Below are 19,382 nucleotides of genomic sequence, written 5' to 3'. Positions count from 1 at the left end.
TCTACATGACCTTCTTAAACAATATATCTATAGAATTTCTTATCCACCTGTAACACTGGAAAACTTTTTGGCAAATCTTCTATATCCACACTTTGAAAACCATTCTTTTCATAAAAGCGATGTGCTGCTAAAAATTTCACTGTCGTTCCTAAGTAAATATCTTTCAGCTTTTTATTCTCAGCCCACGAAATTGCTGTTTGGAGCAACTTATGTGATGCGCTCCATTCTTTTCCGCGAAATTCTTTTTTTACGAACATTTTTCTTAGCGCTACTTGCTGATTCTCAATATCTAATAAAGCTACTGTTCCAACTACTTTATCATCATAAGTTGCTACCCAAAAGTTTCCATGATTCCTTTGATAAAATGTTTCTATTTCAAGCAGGTCTGGCTGCTCTTCTTTCGTAATGGGGACATTGTACTCTTTTTGCTGAATATGCACGATAAGATCTACTACTTCATCTTGAAACGTACTTTCATACGGAATAATACGTATCTTCTCGTTCATCGAATCTCCTTCCACTCTGAAGCTAGTAAACTATATACAGCGATATCGTGAAAATGATCATATAGCCATTCATCATCTCTTAAAATACCATCTAACTTAAAACCTAAACGCTCTGGGATAGCGCGGCTTTTCACATTTTCAACACCGCATCTAATTTCCACTTTATTTAATTTTAAATCCTCAAATGCATAGTGAAGTACAGCTTTCACGCTACGCGTCATAATACCTTTCCCACCAGCATCTTCTGCCAGGTAATATCCGAGACTGGCCGCTTTCTTCCCCCAACTTACCGGATGAATGCCTACCATCCCAACGAACTTTCCTTTATAACGTATGCCACTTTCAAAACCGTCTCCCTCTGCAAACTTCTTTAACCACATCGGACAAATCTCATCATACGCACCAGCTGATTTCATCCCATCTACCCAAGGAAGCCATCTTCGTAAATGATTACGGTTTTGGTCTATTAATTGATATAGTTCCTCTTTATGATGCTTCTCTAATAACTGTAATTCGATTTCATCGTCTACTCGAAGTGTGAACATGTTTTTTAGCTCCCTTTCAGTTTTCTTATTATTCTAACACTTACAGATGTAAATTGTTAAATATTCACACTTTTTTCGGTTTTATTTGTATAAAATCAGAAGAATACAATACACCCGTAACAACTAATATCATCCCTACAGACTGTGCGGGCGTTATATTTACTCCTTCAATAAAAGAAATAATCATTGTAACAACAGGCACTAAATTAAAAAATAAAGATGTCCTTGCTGCTCCAATTTGAGCAATTCCATTATTCCACCATAAGTAACCGAGCACGCTCATTCCAATTGCCATAAAAAGAATCGCTCCCCAAGCTAACAAAGGAATTTCTAAAACTGGTACTATATTTTTTTGAGTGAAAGATATGATCATAAAGGCAATAGCACCAATAGTCATTGTGTATGTCGTCGTTTGTATTGGGCTACTAGTTTTAATAAACTTTCTGCCTAGTACACCGTATAAAGCCCAGCAAATATTCCCTAATAAAATATAAAAATCTCCTTTTGAAAATGATAAGTTTTGTAGTATCGTAAACGAACCTTTTGTCAGTACAAAAACAACACCAAGTAATGCAAGTAACATCCCAATACCTTGGCGTTTTATAATTTTTTCTCGTAAAATAAAACTTGCTAACAGCGTCGTAACGAGCGGATTCGTCGCCATAATCAGTGCACCATTCATAGCTTCTGTATGTTTCATACCTAAAAAGAAAAAGAAGTTAAAACCGAATACACCAACAATACCTAACAAAAAGTAATAAGCCTTATTCTCCCTCCATACCTCTACCTCAAAATCTTTTCGTATTTTTAACAAACATAACATCACAAATGCAGCAATTCCAAAGCGCCATGCTGCTATATGAATTGCTTCGAAATACTGCACAGCATATTTCGAAGCATTAAATGTCCCACCAGTGAAAATCGCAAATCCAAGTAGCTGAGCGTATACTTTATTTTTCATTGTCAGCCTCCGAATCTTCCCCTTCTAGAAAACCGTAATAAATTTCTAACTTCTCCTCCGTTAGCTGAACAACTTTTTGCAATTGTTCCTGCTGTTCTTTTAATCGCTCCAAGTGAGTTGTTAAAATTGAAATTCTCTTTTTTACTTTCGCTGGTACTTCCTCTTTTCTCTGCCTAATTTCCTCTATAATACATCCATCACTTGCAAACTCAGCCATCTCTTCTAATGACATTCCAGTTTGTTTTAAAGAATATAAAAATTTTAATAGGCGTACATCACCTTCTGTATATTGGCGAATCCCGCTATTTCGCGTTGGTGGTGGTAATAATCCTAATTTCTCATAGTAACGCAAAGTATGAATGCCCATCCCAGTTAACTCTGCTACTTCACCGATTTTATACATGTTCTCTCCCCCTTGTTTTTACATTTTCATCTTACAACCTAGAGTTAGCTCTAGGTCAATACACAAATAAAAAATAACTATATATGATTGATATCTAGATATGAGTCATATATAGTTAAAGTATGGAAAAAAATGATAATTTTATAATTCAATTACGTAAAGGTGTTTTTGATCTCGCTATTTTGTCTTTAATAAGTAAACAACCTATGTACGGATACGAAATTACAAGTGCATTACAAGATATCCCTGTGTTTCATATCCCAAACGGTTCGATTTACCCCATATTAAATCGAATCACGAAAAACAATTGGGCTATTTCCTATTGGGAAGAGTCCGGTGATGGCCCAAAAAGAAAATACTATCGAATTACAGACGAAGGGAGAGAAATTTTAAATAGTCGCTTACATGATTATGATGCAGTGTATCATGCTCTAATGTTACTAGCTAAAGGAGAGGATAAAAAATGAATAAAGAACAATTCTTTTCAAATGAACTCATTACTTCTTTCTTACACGATCTTCATAAAGGTTTAATGAACCTACCTACGTCAGCAAGAGAACAACATGTGCTAGAGATCAAATCGGATTTATATGAAAATGCATTAAGTAAAGAAAGTGAAGGGATACCATTAGAAATCATCCCTTCACAAGTGATTGAAGAATTTCTTCCTCCAAAAGAATTAGCAAAGGAAATTGCCGGAGAATATACAGACGTTATTCAAGATGCACAGCAATCTACAAATACATTTATTAAATACTTTACAGGGCTATCTGTTGCTCCACTCGTTGCTTTATCAGTACCTATCGCACTTGGCTTTATAAATATTTCAGCTAATTTACCATTTTTATTAGCCTTTATCGTAAGCAATATTTGGTTCATCTGTAGAGAAAACCATTGGAATACAAAGCAATTAAAATTTTTAAAAACAATGATTTCCTTTAGTACTAGCGTTTTAATTGCACTTCCGTTTGCATTCTTCGCGATTCGAATTATGATAACCAAACAATTCGATATGTTTTCATTCTATTATTTAATCGGATATGTACTTTTTAGTTCACTATATATCTTTTTATTAAAACAACTATACAAAAAGAATAAACAATATCAACAGATTAACGCTTTTTAAAATATATCGAACACAACAAAAAAAGACGCACAGCCACAGCTATGCGTCTTTTCTATTACTTCTCTGCAACTTGAACTTCTTTTACGTAAGCTGCTTCGAATTTTTGGATGTCTCCTGCGCCCATGAAAATTAGAACGCCGTTTTTATGTTTCTTTAATACATCCGTTGTTGTATCTGTAATTAGTTCTGCACCGTCAATACGCTTTTGCAGATCTTCAATTGTTAATTCACCTTTGTTTTCGCGCGCTGATCCGAAAATATCACATAAGTATACTTGGTCAGCTTTGCTTAAGCTTTCAGCGAACTCATCTAAGAACTTTTCTGTACGTGAGAATGTATGCGGCTGGAATACAGCGACAACTTCACGCTCTGGATGTTTTTGACGAGCTGCTTCAATCGTTGCATTAATTTCTGTCGGATGGTGTGCGTAGTCATCGATAATAACTTGCTCTCCCATTGGCTTTTCATTAAAGCGACGTTTTACGCCTTCAAAAGTTGTTAACTGATGCTTAACTGCTTCTACATCAACGTTTTCATAATGGCAAAGCGCGATTACTGCTAATGCATTTAATACGCTGTGGTTGCCGTATCCTGTAATTTTGAACGTGTCATAGTACGTATTACGAACGAATACATCGAAAATAGTACCATCTGTTCTCTTTTGAATGTTACGTGCTTGGAAATCATTATCTTCTCCAAATCCATAGAAAATAACAGGTACTTTCGCTTGAATTTTTTGAAGTTCTTCATCATCCCCACATGCAATAATACCTTTTTTCACTTGCAATGCCATCTCTTGGAATGCATTGAATACATCATTGATATCTGAGAAATAATCTGGATGATCAAAATCAATGTTTGTCATAATTGCATAGTCTGGATTGTAAGACAAGAAATGACGACGATACTCACAAGCTTCAAATACAAAATACTTACTATTTTCTACCCCATGCCCTGTTCCATCTCCAATGAGGTAAGATGTAGGGTGTGCACCTTGCATTACATGGGCTAACAAACCAGTTGTTGATGTTTTTCCATGTGCACCAGTTACAGCAACACTTGTGTATTGGTTCATAAGATCACCTAAGAAGTGATGGTAACGATGTACTGGGATGTTTAATTCTTTTGCTGCTACAATTTCTTCATGCGTATCAGGAAATGCATTTCCTGCAATAATCACTTGTCCTTCTTTTACATTATTTTTATCAAAAGGAAGGATCGAGATATTACGCTTTTCCAACGCTGTTTGTGTAAAGAAACGCTTTTCATAATCAGACCCTTGAACAGTATGCTTCATGTCATGAAGAATTTGAGCTAATGAACTCATTCCTGTTCCTTTAATTCCTACAAAATGGTAAACTGTCATCTTAAAGAACCTCCAACATTTCGAACTAATACAACGGCCTATCTATAAGACAGTATATGAATCTTTTCTTATTTTGGTAATCATCATACATTTTTGATGTAGTGAAGTTATTCTTTCCCTTCACTTATCAGGATAAACTCGTACGTACTTCTTTTTTATGTCCATAACAAATCCATTATAGCAAAAAAGAAGCCGCTATACTATGATAACAGAAAAACTGATAGGGTCAATCACCTATCAGTTTTTCTCTCTTTTACATATCTTCTCTTTTTTCTAATTGAACACGCTCTAGACGTGGGTTTGGACGATATTTACGACCAGCTTTCGCTTCTGGTTTTCCATTTAATTCTACGTTATCACCAGTAAAGCCAATATTCATTTTTAATAAGCTACTTCCTACTCCGTATATATCAACAGGTACGTTTTGAGCTTCAAATTCACGAATACGCTTCTCATCAAATCCACCAGTTACAACGATGTCTACATGCTGGAATCCTTCTTCATCAAGTGCTTTACGAAGTGCGAATACAAGCGATGGGTTTACACCACGTGGATCGAATGTTCCAAGTACTTCTGGGTGGCGAATGAAGTATTGATCAATCATCGTGCGCGACGTATCTACACGTACACCTTTTAATGTTGATCCAAATTCACGCGCTACGCGAAGTGCATCTGTAATGACATCATTATTGTAATCAATTAATACAACTAATTCATCTTCTGGGAATTTCTTATGATATGCTTTTGCCGCTTCCACAACATCACCATTAAACATTTGAATTAATGCGTGAGGCATTGTCCCCATACCACTTCTACCCCACCATTCATTCATCGCATGCGTCGCTTGTGCGCTCATACCTCCGATGTATGCTGCATAACCGTCACCAGCTTGTTGCGTATAATGATCGTCACGATCTCCCATGAAAATAACTGGTTTTTCTTTATCTACGCTACGCGCAGCTTGGACAACGTTATATACGTTTGTCGCAACTGATGTACGACGGGCTAAAATTCCATCAATGACACCTTCTAAAAATCCGAAATTTTCATAAGGACCATGAATTGTTAACACTGTTTCAAACGGACTAATATTATCGCCATCTTTTAAAGAGTTAATTTCAAGTTCCTCAGGATTTTTGGCGAATGTCTGTAGCAACGCAATCACTTCATCTGTTCCGCAAAGAACTGCATTTTCCTTTTGGAAAAATTGCATCGTCACAACACTTTTCGGGCGAAATTCTTCAATGATTTCTCTAGTCTTTAAAAAGTAAACGGCAGAGAACCAACCTTCTCCAACACGTTCGTCAAATTTAAATGTTCTATTTGTTAGTCTATTTATTTCACCTTTTAATTTTAATTCAATTTCTTTCATGTCGCTTTACTCCCTACTTTACTATCCAACATTTTCTATTAGTATACAGCAAAACCGTTTACTATACATTTGTTTCCTGCATAGCAGCGAATTCATCCTCAGAAATAAGGACATCTCTCGGTTTCGTTCCTCTTCCTTCAGAAATAATCCCTTGCGATTCCATCTCTTCAATGAGACGTGCCGCGCGATTATAACCGATGCGGAATTTTCGCTGTACAGAAGATGTGGACGCTCCCCCTTGTTCTACAACAAATTGACATGCATCAAAGAACAATTCGTCTTCCGACTCAGCTTGTTCTGTTTTCGCTAATAAATCCTCTTGCTTAAATAAGTAATTCGGCTTCATTTGCTTTCTCACATGATCAACTGTTTTCTCAATCTCATCATCCGATACATATACACCTTGTACACGAACTGGTTTAGACGTACCGTTTCCTAAAAATAGCATATCACCACGGCCAAGTAATTTCTCCGCGCCCCCAATATCAATAATCGTACGCGAATCAACTTGAGATGATACAGTAAACGCAATACGCGTTGGAATGTTTGACTTAATTAAACCTGTAATAACATCTACAGACGGACGCTGCGTTGCTACTAATAAATGAATACCACAAGCACGTGCTTTTTGCGCAATACGACAAATCGCTTCCTCAACATCACCAGGTGCTACCATCATTAAATCGGCTAACTCGTCAATGACAATAACGATATAAGGTAATGTCTCTCCTGGAATTTCTCGCCCACTTACAATCGTATTATAACGAGTTAAATCACGAGCACCAGCGTGCGCAAACAATTCATAACGACGCTCCATTTCTTCAACCGCCCACTTTAATGCAGCTGTCGCTGCTTTTACATCCGTAATAACAGGTGCTACAAGATGCGGAACAGAATTGTATGGTGCAAGCTCAACCATCTTCGGATCGATTAACATTAACTTCACTTCATGCGGTTTCGCTTTATATAAAATGCTCGTTAAAATTGCGTTAATGCACACACTTTTACCAGAACCCGTTGCACCCGCAATAAGTCCATGTGGCATTTTTCGAATATCCGTTACAATTGGATCGCCTGAAATATCAAGTCCTAGCGCAACTGTAAGCGGTGATTCGCTCTTTGTAAACACAGGACTTCTTAAAATTTCACGAAGGAATACTGGCTTACTTTCTTTATTTGGAACTTCGATTCCAATCGCACTCTTCCCTGGAATCGGTGCTTCAATACGAATATCTTTCGCTGCTAAACTCAGTTTAATATCATCACTTAAGTTTGTAATTTTATTTACTTTCACACCTGGGTCTGGCTGTACTTCAAAACGAGTTACCGCTGGACCTTGCGATACGTTAATAACATGTGCACCAACGTGGAAATTATTAAATGTTGTATCTAATAATTCTTTCTGTTCATCCAACCATTCCGTATTATCTAAAGCTGCCTGCTGCGGAATTGACAACAATGTTAATGGCGGAATTGCATATGTCGGTGGTGTTTGCAATACATTTCGCATATCGTTCTCTCTTTGATTTACAACATATGCTTTCTCTTGTACTTCCGTACTTGAAGTTGGCTTTTGTACTTGCTCTACCACCACTTGCTGCGTTGATTTCTCTTCCACTTGTGGTTCTACTACCTCTTGTTGCACTGGTTGTTCTTCCACTTGTGGTTCTACTACCTCTTGTTGCACTGGTTGTTCTTCCACTCGTGGTTCTACTACCTCTTGTTGCACTGGTTTCTCTTCCACTTGTGGTTCTACTGCCACTTGTTGCATTGGTCTTTGTTGCATTGGTCTTTCTTCCACTTGTGGTTCCACTACTACTTGCTGCATTGGCTTTTCTTCCACTTGTAGCACTTGTGTTTCTTCTACTTGTTGGACAGGCTTATTCTCTACTCGTTCACTCATAGAAGGTTGCATTGCATTTACTCTAGCCGCATGTCTTTCCATTAATCGCGTTCTGTCTTGTTTCAACATAACAACATTAAATGGGACATGGCGCTTTTTCTGACGTTTTGGTTCTTCTTTTTGTACAATTGGTTGCTCTTCTGAGACCGGTGTTTCCTCTACAACTTGTCGCTCTTCCGCAATCCGTGCTTCTTCTACAACTTGTTGTCCTTCTGCAATCGGTGCTTCCTCTACAACTCGTTGTTCTTCCGCAATCGGCGCTTCTTCTACAACTGACTGCTCTTCCGCAATCGGCGCTTCTTCTACAACTGACTGCTCTTCCGCAATCGGCGCTTCTTCTACAACTTGTTGTTCTTCTGCAATTACTTCCACTTCTTCTAGCTCTTCTGCTTCTGCAATTACTTCCACTTCTTCTGACTCTTCTGCTTCTGCAATTACTTCTACTTCTTCTGACTCTTCTGCTTCTGCAATTACTTCCACTTCTTCTAGCTCTTCTGCTTCTGCAATTACTTCCACTTCTTCTGACTCTTCTGTTTCTGCAATTACTTCCACTTCTTCTGGTATTTTCACGATGATTGTTTCTTCAAGTTTTTCTTCTGCTTTGACAATCACTGATTCTGCTGGAGCTTGCTTTTCTACTTCAATAGTAGGTTGTTCTATTTCTGTATTACGTTTAGTTTCTTCTGATAATATTGTATCCTCGTGCTCTACTTTAGAATCTACTAATTCTGTTTGTAGAATGTTTTTGACCACTACATCACTTTCTTGCTTAGCATCTTCCATACGCTCAGCAATTGTTTGATGAGGTACTTCACCCGCTGGAACTGCCTGCTGTGCACTAATTTCTTGAACCACTTCTTTTTCTTCTACTATAGGCTCTTGGCGTTCAGTTTCATAACCGTTTTTCTCTAGCCATTGATCGACAACTGACTTTTCTTCCTTTTTACTTTGTTGATCTCGCTGATCAACACCTTCATGACTGGAAGAATTCGTTGCTTGTCCTTCTGAGAAATCAGATAATGTATATCCTTTTTTCTCTAACCATGCATCAACGACTGATTTGCCCTCTACAGATATTTCAAGATCTTCTCTTTCCTTTTTTTCCTTCTGCTTTTCTACCTTTTTCTCTACAGAAGGACGATTATATCCGTAAATTGGCGAGATCATTTCTGTTGGACGAAATGGTCTACGGTTACTTTCTTGCGAAGGTGCAGATGCTTTCTTTACGACAGGCTCTCTCTCCGGTTCATATTGTACTGCCGGCTCTTCATATGTAGAAACTACCTTTTCCACATACTGTCGTCTACTTCTTTCCACTTTGACCCCTCTTTGAGTAGGCTGATTTTCATATGTTACAACTTGAACAGGTTGTTCTTCAAAATGCCCTGTTGCTATAACATCCTCTTCATCGAACCCATTATCCGGTACTAATGGAAAACGGCATTTACCTGCATTCCGACTTGCCATTTGTGCTTCTCTTGCTTCAGTGTAGTGGTTTACACGAGGGATCTTCGGCTGACTTTCGATTTGCTTTGGTACTTCTTTATTTATCGCTGTTTGTTCTTCCTCTTTGTTAAACAGCTTTTTCATCCAATCTAACATGCTTACCACTCTTTCTACTAAATAGTAACATCCTTTATTGTATCAGCATTCGGCAAAAAGTGCAGGTAAAATTAAGCATGTCATATTTATCCATAACATTCTAATTTACGAGTGTTTTCATATGGAAAAACGCAGCCTTCCATGTAAGACTGCGTTTAAGCTTTACTCTTCCGATACTCATCTACACTATCCGTTACACTTTGCAATAAAGAATTTACATACTGTGGGTCAGATAATTTTTTATCTTCTTCAGAATTTGACATAAATCCAAGTTCTAATAGTACGCCAGGAACCTTTGCCCAATTAAATCCAGAAAGGTCATCCCTGAATTTAATTCCATTTACTTTCACTTGATGATTCTCTCTCATTTTATTTACAATCGTTTGAGAGATTTGAAGACTTTCAGCATAAATCTCTTTCGTGTACGGACTTCCTTCTGCCGGCGTTAATACAGCAAATCCACTTTGATTCGGATTTTCAGAGCCATCTGCATGAAGACGTAAAAATAAATTCGCCTTATGATCATTCGCAAATGTCGCGCGTTCTTTATTACTTATATCCACATCTTGTGACGTTCTCGTCATTAATACTTGTATTCCCTTTGCTTCTAACTTTTCTTTTAATACGGAAGCCATTTCTAATACAAGAACAGCCTCTCTTTTTTTCGTCACAACACCAGTTGTACCATCTGTCACTTTATATTTTTGCGTCGTTGCTCCTGGCCCAATCGGCTCCAAATTTAAATTTGCTTTTTGTTGATGCCCCGGATCAATAACAACAAGAAACTTTCCTTGTTTTTCATTACTCTCTACTTTTTGTTCATTATTTTGCAGCGGTTGCTCTGTTGGCTGCGCTGGCGTAGCTTCCTCTTTCTTTTCCTCGGCCGGCACTTCCTCCTGCTTCTGCTCCACTTGCTCATTCGTTTGAACTGCTTGCGGTTCTTCTTTCTTTTCTTGTTCTTCTTGCTGCTTTTCTACCGGTGCGTCTTCCCTGTTATCTTGTTTTTTTTCCTGCATAGAAGATGTTACTTCTTTTTTCGGCTCTTCTTGCGAACAACCTCCCATATATATTCCAATGAATACAATCATGCTCATTATTTTTATATACTTCATGTGTTTCTCCCATCACTTTGCACCGGTCTCAAAGTTTTTTATAATTGTTTTATAATCTCATCCATATTTCCAATATGAACGGGTTGCCATGTTTCTGTACCACGCTCTGCCGTATAAACTAAATACGCACCATCAGCCACATTTACGAAAATCGGATCCCCCATATCTGTTTCATATCCGATAACAATCCATTCTTCTTTCCATTTTCCATGTTCTTCACTTATTAATGAATTTTTATGTTTATCATATCGATAACCGATTTGTCCTTTTTCTAATTCATTTTCGCTAAACACATATATTTCATAGGAACCTAGTTCGATATCTTGCTGTTTTGAAGTTTCAATTCGTTTCAGAAGTTCTGCGATTTTTAGTTGTTGTTTCATACGTCTATCCCCTTCTATTTTTCTAAATTTTAACTAGTTTGTTTATAAAATACAATATAGTTTTTGAGAAAAAAGGTGACATCCTTATCATATGAACGATTTTTTGAATATATCTGTCACAACTCGCAATATATCAATGATTCAACAGAAAAGAGAGGCTGTCCAAAAGGACAACCTCTCTTTTCTTACATCAATTAAAATTTGAACTCTTGTCCAACTTCAAAGCTATCTTCTAATACAAGAATACCTTTTTCTTGTGGAGCATTTGGAAGCTCTAATTCACGTGCTGAACAAATCATTCCAGAAGAAGGAACACCGCGAAGTTCAGCTGGTTTAATTAACATACCGCTTGGCATTACAGCGCCGATTTTTGCAACGACAACTTTTTGTCCTGCATCAACGTTCGGTGCGCCACATACGATTTGTAATGTTTCTGTACCGATTTCTACTTTACAAATGTTTAGCTTATCAGCATTTGGATGCTTCTCTTTTTCAGCTACATAGCCTACAACAAATTTTGGAGAAAGATCTGCTTCTACTGTTTCTTCAAAGCCGTTCTTCGCTAAAATCCCGTTGATTTTTTCTACAAATTCTTTCGTTAATGTTAGGTTACCTGTTTCTTTTACTTCTAAGTAAGAAGACGCATTAAAGATGTTGAATCCTGCTGTTACATTGCTTTCACGATCGTATACGCGTGCAACATCTCCTTTGCGATCAAAAGTACGGTTCTCTAAAGTAATATCTTGTAAGGCAACAATTAGAGTGTCACCAATTCCTTCAAGGTTGTAAAAAACGTTCACTTCGTTCATCCTTTCTCTTTTCCGTCTGTCTTCTTCCGATTCTTCGCTAAAATAAAGATTGGCTCGAAGTCTCCATCTTCATATACGAATGAAAGTGATGTAATCGGAACATGCCCTTCGGCAAAAAATTTCATTGTCATTTGTGCAATAATATCATAACCGATTTCGTTGACGATATCAGCAACAATTAATACATCTTGGTGAGGAACAGCAACAACCATGTCACCAGAAATCTTTTCACGCATCGATTGTAGTAACGATTCGTTTAAAATACGCGTCGCATCATACCCATCATTTGTGTTTAAAAAGTAGAATGTATTCCCTGCTACTGTTTCTTGTTTAAATTCATAACCTAATGAGCGAGCGTTGAATAATGCCATCTCACGCACTTGTTGCTCTGTAAGTTCTAATTTTTGTAATAGACGCTCATCAATGAGTCGATACGTTTTATTCGAATCTAACGCGTAGTAAATACGTGTTTCCGCCGTATGATCCGTCATAATAAACGGATTTCCTTCTTCTGCTTGTTTCGGGAAAGAAGTAGAGCGAATAACAGGTAAAATTTTCGCTGCGCTATTTTCTTCTTTATGCATCGCAATTAACGCTTCTTGTACGTAATAAGCAACCTCTTCAATTGCTTTTTCTTTATTCACTTCCCATTTTGCCACAACTCCTGGAAGCGATACGTTAATACCTTTTTTCGAGTCTTTCTGTTCTATACGTAGAACTTCTTTCTCGCTATCATACTGAAAGTCCCATTCTGGGCGAGATAATTTCTTCATTAACTCGTCTTTCATCTTTTTACTTGTCATCTTCATCTCTTTTTCCTCCCTTCCAAAAAAATAACCTCCCCCGCGAAGGTAGAGGTTGTTTTACAATTCAATTGGCAAATTGCCTTATTTTAAACCTTCAATGAACTCTTCGATTTGCTCTTGTGTTTTACGATCTTTGTTTACATAGCGACCTGTTTCTTCACCCTTATTGTACGCTACAAAGCTCGGAATGCCAAATACGTCTAATTTTACGCATAGATCAATAAACTCATCACGATCTACATAGTAAAATGAGAAATCACTATATTTCTCTTCTACTTCTGGCATAAACGGGTCTACAAAACGGCAGTCTGGGCACCATTCTGCTGAGAACATAAAGACCACATTCTCTTCATTTTTCAATTGTTGGAATTGCTCCATGCTTTCTAATGATTTCATCTATATTTCCTCCTCTAACGAGTGCATTTTTTCATGTTATAATCTTTCTTTTATACTACCATACATCGCGCATGGTGCAAGGTTTATGCTTGCTTTTCGTCATACTTATATTGCCCAACAAGTAACTTAACAACGTGTACAAATAATTCCGTGCGGTCGACATAATCATCTGTAAAAATACCGATAGCACCTTCGTGACTACGAATATCTTTTCTTTGTACAAACTCTTCCATCACTTCACTTAACTCCTTGCCATCTTCAAGAGGTGCTAAAAAATCATCTGGTAACTTAATACGTGCACCGCCTGCAACGAATGTTTTACCGGTATTTGTTGCTAGCGCGCCCCAGTTACACATAAATAAACCGTGCTCCGTTTTCATTACGCCACCTTCTAATCCAATACCAATTTGAGCTTCTCCTTCTTGTAGCGCTCGCTTCGCTCTATTAACCGCTCCTTGCATCGTCTCTTCATCTGTAAACGGCTGATTTGCTACCCCTGAAGGAACAGAAAGAGATGTAATTGTAGCATCTTTCCAAACCTTCTCTACAGCACCAACTTTCGTTTTATTCTTCGATCCAACTACTACTTTCATTTCGTTCACCTCTATAAAAATTCATCATTTTGTTCCATCCAATATCCGCTTCGGCACAAATTAAGTACCAACCACTATCACACACCACAGTGGAATCCCTTCTACCTATAAAAGAAGATGGCTTTCCACAATATTATTGGTCCTAAACAAAAAAACAGGCTTCTTCTTTCTTCCTACCCACGGTCTTAATACACCATTCGAGCACCTATTAAGCACTAACCGCCACCACACACCGCTGGGTCATCTATTCAACCTAAAAAAAGAAGGGTTTTTCGCCCTTCTTCTCCTACGCGTTATTCTTAATTGTCTCTAACGTCGTTTTATCCGTTGCTCTTACAAGCTTCGTAATGAGTTCTTTTGCTGCCGCATAATCATCAACATGTAAAATAGAAGCATGTGTATGAATGTAACGTGCGCAAACACCAATTACTGCTGATGGGATACCTGAGTTACTTGTATGTACACGGCCCGCATCTGTACCACCTTGTGAAATAAAGTATTGGTACGGAATGTTGTGTGTTTCTGCTGTATCTAAAATGAATTCGCGCATTCCTCTATGCGTTACCATCGTACGATCATAAATACGAAGAAGAGCACCTTTTCCTAATTGACCGAACTGTGTTTTGTCACCAGATGCATCGTTTGCTGGACTTGCATCAAGCGCATAGAAAATGTCTGGTTGAATCATATTTGCAGCAGTTTGTGCACCGCGAAGACCAACTTCTTCTTGTACAGTCGCACCAGAGTATAATGTGTTTGGTAATGTTTCATCTTTTAATTCTTTTAATAATTCGATTGCAAGGCCACATCCGTAACGGTTGTCCCAAGCTTTCGCCATAATTTTCTTTTCGTTTGCCATCGGCGTAAACGGGCAGATTGGCACGATTTGTTGTCCTGGTTTTACACCAATTTCAATCGCATCTTCATAGCTATCTGCACCTATATCAATTAACATATTTTTTATATCCATCGGTTTTGCACGTTGCGCATCACTTAATAAATGAGGAGGAATAGAACCAACAACCCCAACAACAGGACCATTCTTCGTCATAACTTGTACACGTTGTGCTAATAGCACTTGGCTCCACCAGCCGCCTAACGTTTGAAAACGAAGCATTCCGTTTTTCGTAATTTGCGTAACCATGAAACCTACTTCATCCATATGACCTGCTACAAGAACACGTGGGCCAGTTTCGTCCCCTTTTTTCAGGCCAAATACGCTACCTAAACCGTCTTGTACAATTTCATCCGCATATTTGCTTAATTCTTGCTTCATAAAACGGCGTACATCATGCTCAAAACCTGATGCACCTTGTAATTCTGTTAACGTACGAAATAATTGTAATGTCTCTTTATTCACGAAGTCCCCTTCTTTCAAACCTTAGTAGAATACCTCTTTTATTGTAACGAAATTTTCGAAATGTTTCTAGTTTCTTCTTTTTTAACTGTATTTGCTTTATAATTATTATTGGTACACTATTTTTATTTTATAGAATTGAGGTGAATATATGAGCTGGAAAGGTTTAGTAGCAGGTCTTGGCGTTGGGTTCGCAGCTGGTTATCTTGTTGCAAACAAAGTACAAGAACAATCCCATATTTCTTCAGAAAAAGCATTGAAAATGGTGAAACAAGCATTAAGTCATAAAGGTGAAATTACTGGCTCTTGGGTACATATGGTTCCAGAGGCATTTGAAAAATATGATGTCGCATACGAAGTTTATCGTGGCGGTCTTACAACAATGTTAGATGATATACAAGAACGATTTGAATTTTTAGTTGATGCTAAAACAGGTACTGTTTTAGAGGTTATAGCAGCATAAAAAGGAGGGTTCCCATTAGGTGAACCTCTTATTTTTTAATTGTGAAAGAAATAAAAGGAGTATCGATGTTAGATGATATTAGAAACCGAATACTTATGCCTAAAGGAAATGCGACAAGATGATTTTGATGATTTAAAAATGATGTTGCAAGATCCAGATGTAATGTATGCTTATGAGCACAATTTTTCTGATGCTGATGTTCAATCCTGGTTAGATAGAAATATAAAACGATATAAAGATTTTGGCTTTGGCTTATGGGGGATGTATCTAAAAGAAACTGATGAATTTATAGGAAATGCCGGTTTAAGTATGCAGGATACCGATGTTGAACAGGTCATAGAAATTGGATATTTGTTAAAAAAAGAGTTTTGGCATAAAGGTTACGCAAGTGAAATTACCAAAAGCATTAAAGAATATGCTTTTAATGAATTAGGACTGTCAAAAGTCTATTCAATTATTAAACATGACAATATTGCTTCACAAAAAGTTGCTAAGAAGCTTGGTATGATTAAAGAAAAAGAATTCATGACTAAATATTATAATGGAGATATGCTTCATTATTTATATAGCATATCTAAATAGGAGGCTGCTCCAGCAAATATTCTGGAACAACCTCCTATTTTTATGCTTCTACACTCGTTTTCCGCTCTATCTTTTCTACAATATGTCCTTCCTTATTCCACTTTACTGCACGGTAATACGCGTCATGATAAAACGTAAACCAAGCATCGTTTTCAGCGCCGTACTCCATCCACTTTTTCTTATTTTCAATTGATGTCATTGGATAATCATCGTAGGCCATCACCCATAGTACATTTTGATGTGCGTGCGTCGGCAATAGGTCTGCTAAATGAATCATCGTTTCACCTTTGCTTTCTAAAGCAATAACTGCATGTCCATCACTATGACCACCTGTATGCGCCATTTTTATTTCATCCGTAATTTCTATTTCTTGCTGGAATGTAGCAATTTGATCTACAATCGGCTCCCAATTTTCCTTCCAATATGTATTGCGCGACCTGATATTTGGGTTCCTCATTTCATTCCATTCTGTTTCGCTTACGTAAACTTTCGCATTCGGAAACGATGGTACAAGGTGATCACCTTCCCATTTCGTTAAACCAGATGCATGATCAAAATGCAGGTGTGTCATTAAGACATACTGAATATCTTCAGGTTTTAAATCTAGTTTTTCTAATGATTTATAAACCGATGACTCTTCTGTTACACCTTGATTTCGCTTCATCTTCTCATTCAATTTACCGTTTCCTATTCCGGAATCAATGAGCATATTACCGTCTTTCGTTTGCAAAAGTAACGGATCTGTTCGTAAATAAATATGATTTGTATCATTATGTTTATATTTACGTGACCAAAGCACTTTCGGTACAACACCAAACATTGCTCCTCCATCTAAATGTGTGTTCCCGCCTTTTAGCCACGTCACTTTTATATCTCCAATTTGTAACTGTTCCATTTTTCATCCCCCTTTCCTTTCAATATTAACATAAAATTCCGATTATTTTAGTTACAAAAAAACCTATGCATTACTGCATAGGCTCTGTGCGATATTTTGCTTCAACTCGGTAAATACGATGACCTTTACTTGAGAATTTCTCTTCGTATTCTGTCATAATGTTTCCTTCATAATCACTATTATGAAGATCTAGGCTCAGGTAAGTTAATAACATACCATACTCAGCCATACTCATTAGAGAGTATTCAAATAAACCTTGGTTATCTGTTTTGAAATGAATTTCTCCACCTTCTACTAACACTTCTTCATAATTGCGTAAAAATGTTTTATACGTTAGACGACGCTTCGTATGACGATTCTTCGGCCATGGGTCTGAGAAGTTTAAATAAACGCGGTCAATCTCACCTTTTGCAAAGAAAACTGTTAAATCTTCAGCATCTTTATTAATTAACTTTAAGTTCGGTACTTCTTCTTCAATTAATTTATCAAGTGCATCTACAACAACACTTGTGAATTTTTCAATTCCAATATAATTAATATGTGGGTTTGCTTTTGCCATATCGTACATAAAGCGGCCACGACCTGTACCTACTTCAATATGAATTGGTTGCTCATTTCCAAATACTTCTTTCCAGTTACCAGCGCGCTCCTCTGGGTTTCCAATTACGATATGTGAATACTCATTAATTCGATCCATTGCATATGGTTTATGTCTTAAACGCATAGATGTCTCCCTCTCTTTACATAGCTATTTTAAAGGAATAATTCCTTCTCTCTGTTTTAATCAATCTCCCAAACAAAAAACCAAGTACGTACGAGCACTCGGTCCGTTTCTTTCAAGTATAAGATGTACCATTTTGATAAAAACTACATACAGCATTAAACATTCCATGACGAAACAGCTTTTTCTCGTACATTTGAAGAGAAAAACAATCGAAAGGATGATCCGTTCATGCCAATTAATCAACAACATCAATTAGAAGTGCTGAAAGATATTTTAGTCAATCACCAAAGTGATTGTTGCGGGACAGTTTCTGAATGCGAGCAATTAGAGCGTCTCATTCAATCGTTACTCGCAAACGATAGTATAAGTAGTGACGCTAAAGCAATGCTAAACGATGTATATTCTTATAGTCAATCGGGTAAATCTTCCTCTAATTTGGACAACCACATTTCCAATAATCAAGAACAACTTACTCAGTGGATTGCTGGAATGGACAATTTTTCTTAAGTATTACTCTGAAGCAAGTAGTTGCTGTAAATATTGATGCCAATATTCAGCTTCTGCTTGCTGTTTTTTTGTTGTGTGCCATTGCATAGACAAAATCGTTTGTGCTATTACATACCATCTCATACGCCTAAGCAGCGATTCATCCATTTCAATATCATAATATTTGAGCCACTCGCTCCATTCGTGGCGCGGAATGTACCAATATAATAACATACCGAGGTCTAGAGCTGGGTCAGCAATTACAGCTCCATCCCAATCAATTAAAAACAACTCATCTTCATCCGACAATAGCCAGTTGTTATGGTTCACATCACAATGGCATACAACGAATTCATTGTATTCAATATCTTTTAATGAATCCATTAAATATTGAAGGCCTTGCTGAATTGTTTCATCATCCCTTATATCTCCTCTTAAAACCAGTTGCAGTTGTTGTAATAACTCTTGTGCGTGAAGCGGCTGCTTCCCAAGTCTTTGAATCATCTGTACAAGCGCTTTAGAAGAGTGTATTTTCTTCAAAAGTTTCGCAACACGTTCTAGTTTCATATCCTCTGGCTCTAGCTTCTGTCCCGGAAGCCATTTTTGAGCAGAAATTACATCACCGTTCGTTACCCTTCTTGTCCAAAGTAATTTTGGAACAATTCCTTCTGCTGACAATACCGCTAAAAAGGGCGATGTATTCCGCTTTAAAAATAACTTCTGTTGTCCGTTTTGCGCAATATACGCATCGCCCGTTACTCCACCAGCCGGTACAAGACTCCACTCTTTTCCTAATAATTGTTCCAACCATTCCATATTCATTACCCGTTAACAAATCCTTATCTTTTATAGTTATGAAAAGAAAAACCGCAACATTTCTACATATGTTGTGGATTCATATATTTTACTGTAAATGAAAAGAAAACTTGGCATAAGCCAAAAACTCTCTATTTTATTTTACAAAACCTGTCATAGAATGACAACTTATCAAA

General features: G+C 37.3%; 22 protein-coding genes. 5 read left to right on the top strand and 17 right to left on the bottom strand.

The window, feature by feature from the left end; all coding sequences use genetic code 11:
* Positions 1-14 precede the first annotated feature (14 nt).
* From DM800_RS06200 to DM800_RS06185, 4 genes are all read right to left on the bottom strand, one after another.
* Positions 15-506, bottom strand: a complete 492-nt coding sequence (locus DM800_RS06200) for a GNAT family N-acetyltransferase (protein ID WP_147786595.1) — start codon at positions 504-506, stop codon at positions 15-17.
* Positions 503-1,051: a GNAT family N-acetyltransferase gene (locus tag DM800_RS06195; RefSeq protein WP_147786594.1), complete on the bottom strand. Its 549-nt coding sequence runs from the start codon at positions 1,049-1,051 to the stop codon at positions 503-505. Before DM800_RS06195 ends, DM800_RS06200 begins: the two co-directional genes overlap by 4 nt.
* A gap of 64 nt (positions 1,052-1,115) precedes the next feature.
* Positions 1,116-2,012 carry a DMT family transporter gene (locus tag DM800_RS06190; RefSeq protein ID WP_137014140.1) on the bottom strand — a complete coding sequence of 299 codons (897 nt, stop codon included), beginning with the start codon at positions 2,010-2,012 and terminating at the stop codon, positions 1,116-1,118.
* Positions 2,002-2,415 (bottom strand): MerR family transcriptional regulator, encoded by a 414-nt coding sequence (locus tag DM800_RS06185; RefSeq protein WP_137014138.1) that lies wholly within the window; start codon positions 2,413-2,415, stop codon positions 2,002-2,004. Before DM800_RS06185 ends, DM800_RS06190 begins: the two co-directional genes overlap by 11 nt.
* Before the next feature lie 122 nt (positions 2,416-2,537).
* Between DM800_RS06185 and DM800_RS06180 the strand changes: the two genes are divergently transcribed.
* Together DM800_RS06180 and DM800_RS06175 are read left to right on the top strand one after the other, a co-directional pair.
* Complete coding sequence (locus tag DM800_RS06180) at positions 2,538-2,882, top strand: PadR family transcriptional regulator (protein ID WP_043935380.1); 345 nt, start codon at positions 2,538-2,540, stop codon at positions 2,880-2,882.
* Positions 2,879-3,541, top strand: a complete 663-nt coding sequence (locus DM800_RS06175) for an HAAS signaling domain-containing protein (protein WP_147786593.1) — start codon at positions 2,879-2,881, stop codon at positions 3,539-3,541. The genes DM800_RS06180 and DM800_RS06175 overlap by 4 nt, the downstream gene beginning before the upstream one ends.
* Before the next feature lie 55 nt (positions 3,542-3,596).
* On the opposite strand, the gene murC is transcribed toward DM800_RS06175, so the two are convergent.
* The 10 genes from murC to DM800_RS06125 form a co-directional block, all read right to left on the bottom strand.
* Positions 3,597-4,907, bottom strand: coding sequence for a UDP-N-acetylmuramate--L-alanine ligase (gene murC / locus DM800_RS06170; RefSeq protein WP_000219461.1), 1,311 nt, complete (start codon positions 4,905-4,907; stop codon positions 3,597-3,599).
* Between the two features lie 253 nt (positions 4,908-5,160).
* A complete protein-coding gene (locus DM800_RS06165) occupies positions 5,161-6,279 on the bottom strand; it encodes a nicotinate phosphoribosyltransferase (protein ID WP_000658380.1) in 1,119 nt (372 codons plus the stop codon).
* Between the two features lie 61 nt (positions 6,280-6,340).
* Positions 6,341-9,784, bottom strand: a complete 3,444-nt coding sequence (locus tag DM800_RS06160; protein WP_147786592.1) for a DNA translocase FtsK — start codon at positions 9,782-9,784, stop codon at positions 6,341-6,343.
* A gap of 155 nt (positions 9,785-9,939) precedes the next feature.
* Positions 9,940-10,896 (bottom strand): N-acetylmuramoyl-L-alanine amidase, encoded by a 957-nt coding sequence (locus DM800_RS06155; protein ID WP_097889186.1) that lies wholly within the window; start codon positions 10,894-10,896, stop codon positions 9,940-9,942.
* 38 nt (positions 10,897-10,934) lie between these two features.
* Positions 10,935-11,279, bottom strand: a complete 345-nt coding sequence (locus DM800_RS06150; protein ID WP_087984841.1) for a thiamine transporter — start codon at positions 11,277-11,279, stop codon at positions 10,935-10,937.
* Between the two features lie 194 nt (positions 11,280-11,473).
* Entirely contained in the window at positions 11,474-12,088 is a 615-nt protein-coding gene (ytpR, locus tag DM800_RS06145; RefSeq protein WP_147786591.1) for a YtpR family tRNA-binding protein, read from the bottom strand.
* Complete coding sequence (locus DM800_RS06140; protein ID WP_147786590.1) at positions 12,085-12,897, bottom strand: DUF1444 domain-containing protein; 813 nt, start codon at positions 12,895-12,897, stop codon at positions 12,085-12,087. The genes ytpR and DM800_RS06140 overlap by 4 nt, the downstream gene beginning before the upstream one ends.
* A gap of 78 nt (positions 12,898-12,975) precedes the next feature.
* Complete coding sequence (locus tag DM800_RS06135; protein WP_000838193.1) at positions 12,976-13,290, bottom strand: thioredoxin family protein; 315 nt, start codon at positions 13,288-13,290, stop codon at positions 12,976-12,978.
* Positions 13,291-13,373: 83 nt separating this feature from the next.
* Positions 13,374-13,883: a DUF84 family protein gene (locus tag DM800_RS06130; protein WP_147786589.1), complete on the bottom strand. Its 510-nt coding sequence runs from the start codon at positions 13,881-13,883 to the stop codon at positions 13,374-13,376.
* A 286-nt stretch (positions 13,884-14,169) separates the two neighbouring features.
* The gene (locus DM800_RS06125; protein ID WP_048528744.1) at positions 14,170-15,243 is read right to left on the bottom strand and encodes a M42 family metallopeptidase; all 1,074 of its coding nucleotides are present in this window, start codon (positions 15,241-15,243) and stop codon (positions 14,170-14,172) included.
* Between the two features lie 148 nt (positions 15,244-15,391).
* On the opposite strand from DM800_RS06125, the gene DM800_RS06120 reads away from it, so the two are divergent.
* Both DM800_RS06120 and DM800_RS06115 read left to right on the top strand, forming a co-directional pair.
* Positions 15,392-15,703, top strand: a complete 312-nt coding sequence (locus DM800_RS06120) for a PepSY domain-containing protein (protein ID WP_048540743.1) — start codon at positions 15,392-15,394, stop codon at positions 15,701-15,703.
* 72 nt (positions 15,704-15,775) lie between these two features.
* Complete coding sequence (locus DM800_RS06115) at positions 15,776-16,285, top strand: GNAT family N-acetyltransferase (RefSeq protein WP_098858594.1); 510 nt, start codon at positions 15,776-15,778, stop codon at positions 16,283-16,285.
* 40 nt (positions 16,286-16,325) lie between these two features.
* On the opposite strand, the gene DM800_RS06110 is transcribed toward DM800_RS06115, so the two are convergent.
* Together DM800_RS06110 and trmB are read right to left on the bottom strand one after the other, a co-directional pair.
* On the bottom strand, positions 16,326-17,180 hold the full coding sequence (locus tag DM800_RS06110) for a YtnP family quorum-quenching lactonase (protein ID WP_147786588.1): 855 nt from the start codon (positions 17,178-17,180) through the stop codon (positions 16,326-16,328).
* A 70-nt stretch (positions 17,181-17,250) separates the two neighbouring features.
* Positions 17,251-17,904, bottom strand: a complete 654-nt coding sequence (trmB, locus tag DM800_RS06105; RefSeq protein ID WP_001239384.1) for a tRNA (guanosine(46)-N7)-methyltransferase TrmB — start codon at positions 17,902-17,904, stop codon at positions 17,251-17,253.
* Positions 17,905-18,132: 228 nt separating this feature from the next.
* On the opposite strand from trmB, the gene DM800_RS06100 reads away from it, so the two are divergent.
* Positions 18,133-18,411 carry a YtzH-like family protein gene (locus tag DM800_RS06100; RefSeq protein WP_001122236.1) on the top strand — a complete coding sequence of 93 codons (279 nt, stop codon included), beginning with the start codon at positions 18,133-18,135 and terminating at the stop codon, positions 18,409-18,411.
* A 3-nt stretch (positions 18,412-18,414) separates the two neighbouring features.
* Here the strand turns inward: DM800_RS06100 and DM800_RS06095 are convergent, their stop codons facing one another.
* A complete protein-coding gene (locus DM800_RS06095) occupies positions 18,415-19,212 on the bottom strand; it encodes a phosphotransferase family protein (RefSeq protein WP_087984845.1) in 798 nt (265 codons plus the stop codon).
* Positions 19,213-19,382 lie beyond the last annotated feature (170 nt).

Source organism: Bacillus sp. AY18-3 (assembly GCF_008042305.1).
GTDB lineage: Bacteria > Bacillota > Bacilli > Bacillales > Bacillaceae_G > Bacillus_A > Bacillus_A wiedmannii.
Note: the sequence above shows the minus strand (reverse complement) of the source record. Positions and strands in the feature narration are given on the sequence as shown.